Raw genomic sequence first — 3,798 nt, 5'->3', positions numbered from 1 at the left:
ACCGCCGCCGGGCTGGCCACCTTGCTACGGGCCATGCATTCGCCGGTATCGATCAGCGAGCTGCAACGCCATTCTGACGTGAGCGCCGGTGAGCTGGACGACCTGCTAACGCAGCTTGTCAGGGCCGGCGTCGCCACTCGCGGTGCCCGCCAGCGGGCTACTCGGTCGGCGTCGATCCGGGTGCACGGCCGTGGCCCGCTGTCAGAACTGCTGGCCGAGGGGCTGCGGTGTTCGGGCGCCAGGATCAAGCAAAGCAACCAGCCGCACGCCGCGGTGACCGCCGCCGACGCCGACTTGGTGGTGCTGTCCGACAACCTCGTCGCCGACCCGCGCATGCTGCGCGACCTGCACAGTCAGGGGGTCGCGCATCTCGCGGTGCGGGTGCGCGACGGCACCGGCCTGGTCGGCCCGCTGGTCGTCCCCGGCGTGACCAGCTGCCTGGGGTGCGCCGATTTGCACCGTCGGGACCGCGATGCGGCGTGGCCCGCCGTTGCCGCACAGCTGCGCGACACCGTCGGAGTCGCTGACCGTGCGACCCTGCTGGCCACCGCGGCCCTGGCGCTCAGCCAGGTCAATCGCGTGATCGGGGCCGTCCGCGGGGCTGAGTCCGAGCCGCCGACGTCGTTGAACGCCACCCTCGAATTCGACGTCCACGCCGGGTCGATTGTGGTGCGACAATGGCCGAAACATCCACTGTGTTCCTGCTGACAACGGCCGTCGTCTGATTGATGGGGAAAGCACAGCCTCGTCATGGATGATGGACAGGTGTCAGAGATCAAACGTAAGGGCGCCTCGCGCAACGCGAAGCTGGCCGGCCTGTCGGTCGGCTTGGCCGGCCGCACAGCGCTCGGGTTCGGCAAACGGCTGGCCGGCAAATCGCAGGATGAGGTCAACGCCGAGCTGATGGAGAAGGCCGCCCACCAACTTTTCACCGTGCTGGGCGAGCTCAAGGGCGGCGCGATGAAGGTCGGCCAGGCGTTGTCGGTGATGGAAGCCGCGATCCCCGAGGAGTTCGGCGAGCCCTACCGCGAAGCTCTGACCAAGCTGCAAAAGGATGCGCCGCCGCTACCCGCGGACAAGGTGCACCGAGTGCTCGACGCGCAGTTGGGTACCAAATGGCGTCAACGGTTTTCCGAGTTCAACGACACCGCGGTGGCCTCGGCCAGCATCGGCCAAGTGCACAAAGGGGTGTGGTCGGACGGCCGGGAAGTTGCCGTCAAGATCCAGTACCCCGGCGCTGACGAGGCGTTGCGGGCCGATTTGAAGACCTTGCGGCGCATGGTCGGCGTGGTCAAACAACTCGCGGCGGGCGTGGACGTTGAAGGTATTGTCGACGAGCTGATCGAGCGCACTGAGATGGAGCTCGACTACCGGCTGGAAGCCGAACATCAACGCGCGTTCGCCAAGGCCTACGACGGCGACCCGCACTTCGTGGTCCCGCGCATCGTTGCCAGCGCCCCCAAAGTCGTGATCCAGGAGTGGATCGAAGGCATTCCGATGTCGGACATCATCCGCAGCGGCACCGTCGAACAGCGCGACCTGCTGGGAACTCGGCTGGCCGCCTTCATCTTCGATTCACCACGCCGGATCGAGATGATGCATGGCGATGCCCACCCGGGCAACTTCATGCTGATGCCCGACGGAAAGATGGGCGTCATCGACTTCGGTGCCGTCGCCCCGCTTCCCGGTGGATTCCCGGTCGAGCTCGGGGCGACGATCCGGTTGGCCCGTGACAAGAACTACGACCTGGTGCTGCCGACGATGGAAAAAGCCGGCTTCATCCAGAAGGGCCAGCAGGTGTCGGTGCGCGACATCGACGAAATGCTGCGCCAATACGTCGAACCGGTCGAGGTCGAGGTCTTCCATTACACGCGTAAGTGGTTGCAACGCATGACATATCGTCAAATAAACCAGGGTGTGGCCCAGATCAAGACCGCACGACAGATGGATTTGCCACCCAAGCTGGCGCTCCCGATGCGGGTGCTCGCCTCGTCCATGGCGATCCTGTGTCAGCTCGATGCACACGTGCCGACCCAGAAGCTGTCCGAGGAGCTGGTTCCCGGCTTCGCCGAGCCCGACGCGGCTGCCGTCTAAAGGCCCACTGCTTCAACACCTTGCGGTGTTCTAGGCGGCGATCGAGTCCTTGCGGGGACGTCCACGTGGCCGTTTGCGGTTCACGACGCAGCCGCGATCGAGAATCTCGCCGCCCCACACTCCCCACGGTTCGGCCCGTTCCAGCGCCTCGGCCAGGCAAGCCCGGCGAATCGGGCAATCAGCGCACAACGCCTTGGCGCGCTCCAACTCTGACGGGCTGTCAGCGAACCACAGGTCGGGATCGCTGACGTGACAGGGCAACTCCGGCAGCTGCTCGTCGGGGACTGTCGAGGTCGACATGTCCTGTTCACCTGCTTCCTGGTCTGGCGGCGATATTGCGGGGATCGAAGACCAGTGGCGGGCTGTCGTGGAAAAAACTTTGGCCACGGATCCTGGTGACTTCGGGTCCGTGGCCATTTGGCGAATGAGTGGGCTGCTTACCTGGGTAGAGCCCCAATCCACGGACGCTCGGTCGCGGCGGCGATGCGCTTGTGCGACGCCGCCGATGCGGCGGCGGCATGGGCAGCATGGCGGGAGCCAGCGTCGCCGACCTGGCGTACACCGAATACGTTGATGCTGATCATCGTGGCTCCCTCCTCTCGTCTAGAAGCTGCCGCAAAGCGTGGACCTTGCGTCTCGAGGCTAGATCGTAGCAGCTCGACGAGGCAAGCGATTTTCTGACCTGCAGTTTTAGTGGCGACCCGTCCCCCGCAAGCGGGAGGTACCCCCAACGCGCGGCCACGCCGCGCTGGCGATCGCCATGCGGTTTTAGCTCCGGCTGCGGACAAGGTCCAACACATCCGGGCCGAACTGCTCGAGCTTGCGAGCGCCGATACCCGGGATGGCGACCAGCGCGGCATCGTCGGTGGGCAGCAGCTCGGCGATCGCGATCAGCGTGTTGTCGGTGAACACGACGTAGGCCGGGACATTCATCTCCTTGGCCGTGCGCAGCCGCCAGTCCTTCAGCTGCAGCAGCAGCTCGTCGTCGATGTCGGCCGCGCACGTCTCGCAGCGGCGAAGCATGATCGCCGCCGGAGTGGTCAGCGAGTTGTTGCAGATCCGGCAGCGCGACGCGGGCCCGCGATTGCGCCGCGGCCGGTTCGGGGTGGGGTCGGCTTGGGTCTGCGGTGACAGGCCGTTGAGAAAACGCGACGACTTGCGGCTCTGCCGGCCGCCCGGGTTGCGCGACAGCGCCCAGCTGAGCGCTAAATGCATTCGGGCCCTGGTTATTCCGACGTAGAGCAGTCGACGCTCCTCCTCGACGGCTTCGCTCTCGGGCCCGTGCGCCAGCGCATGCGAGATCGGCAGCGTGCCGTCGGTCAATCCGACCAGGAACACCGCATCCCACTCCAGCCCCTTGGCGGCGTGCAGCGAAGCCAGCGTGACTCCCTGCACCACCGGCGGATGACGCGAGTCGGCGCGGGTCCGCAACTCGGCGATCAACTCGGGCAAGTCCAGCGTCGGCCGGTGCGCCACCTCTTCGTCGACCAATTCGCCCAGCGCTACCAACGCTTCCCACCGTTCCCGGGCCCGCGTTCCGGTCGGCGGTTCGGCCGTGAGACCCAGTGGTTCGAGCAGCCCCCGCACTCTCTCGGGTAGCGCGACGTCGCCGTCGGCATCGCGGTTGGCCGCCCGCTGCAACGCCAGCAGGGCTTGGCGGATCTCCTGGCGGCTGAAGAAGCCTTCGCCGCCGCGGACCTGATA

The 3,798-nt window shown here is 66.3% G+C and carries 5 protein-coding genes; 2 read left to right on the top strand and 3 right to left on the bottom strand.

Annotated elements, in window-relative coordinates; genetic code table 11:
* Together WAN02_RS05710 and WAN02_RS05705 are read left to right on the top strand one after the other, a co-directional pair.
* Window positions 1–708 (top strand): cyclodehydratase (locus WAN02_RS05710; protein ID WP_422263203.1); only part of this gene is annotated, 708 nt, incomplete at its 5' end.
* A 42-nt stretch (window positions 709–750) separates the two neighbouring features.
* On the top strand, window positions 751–2,094 hold the full coding sequence (locus tag WAN02_RS05705; protein WP_422263202.1) for an ABC1 kinase family protein: 1,344 nt from the start codon (window positions 751–753) through the stop codon (window positions 2,092–2,094).
* A 30-nt stretch (window positions 2,095–2,124) separates the two neighbouring features.
* Here the strand turns inward: WAN02_RS05705 and WAN02_RS05700 are convergent, their stop codons facing one another.
* The 3 genes from WAN02_RS05700 to WAN02_RS05690 form a co-directional block, all read right to left on the bottom strand.
* A complete protein-coding gene (locus WAN02_RS05700; RefSeq protein WP_422263201.1) occupies window positions 2,125–2,394 on the bottom strand; it encodes a WhiB family transcriptional regulator in 270 nt (89 codons plus the stop codon).
* Between the two features lie 137 nt (window positions 2,395–2,531).
* Complete coding sequence (locus tag WAN02_RS05695; RefSeq protein WP_325691543.1) at window positions 2,532–2,678, bottom strand: hypothetical protein; 147 nt, start codon at window positions 2,676–2,678, stop codon at window positions 2,532–2,534.
* 184 nt (window positions 2,679–2,862) lie between these two features.
* Window positions 2,863–3,798: 3'-5' exonuclease (locus WAN02_RS05690; protein WP_422263200.1), on the bottom strand; the 936-nt coding region annotated here is incomplete at its 5' end.

Origin of the sequence: Mycobacterium sp. (assembly GCF_049281135.1) — a bacterium.
Taxonomy (GTDB): domain Bacteria; phylum Actinomycetota; class Actinomycetes; order Mycobacteriales; family Mycobacteriaceae; genus Mycobacterium.
Note: the sequence above shows the minus strand (reverse complement) of the source record. Positions and strands in the feature narration are given on the sequence as shown.

Bases quoted from the DNA above. Each gene is read 5' to 3' on its own strand.
- WAN02_RS05705 (WP_422263202.1), top strand. From the start codon at position 751: ATGGATGATGGACAGGTGTCAGAGATCAAACGTAAGGGCGCCTCGCGC.
- WAN02_RS05700 (WP_422263201.1), bottom strand. From the start codon at position 2,394: ATGTCGACCTCGACAGTCCCCGACGAGCAGCTGCCGGAGTTGCCCTGT.
- WAN02_RS05695 (WP_325691543.1), bottom strand. From the start codon at position 2,678: ATGATCAGCATCAACGTATTCGGTGTACGCCAGGTCGGCGACGCTGGC.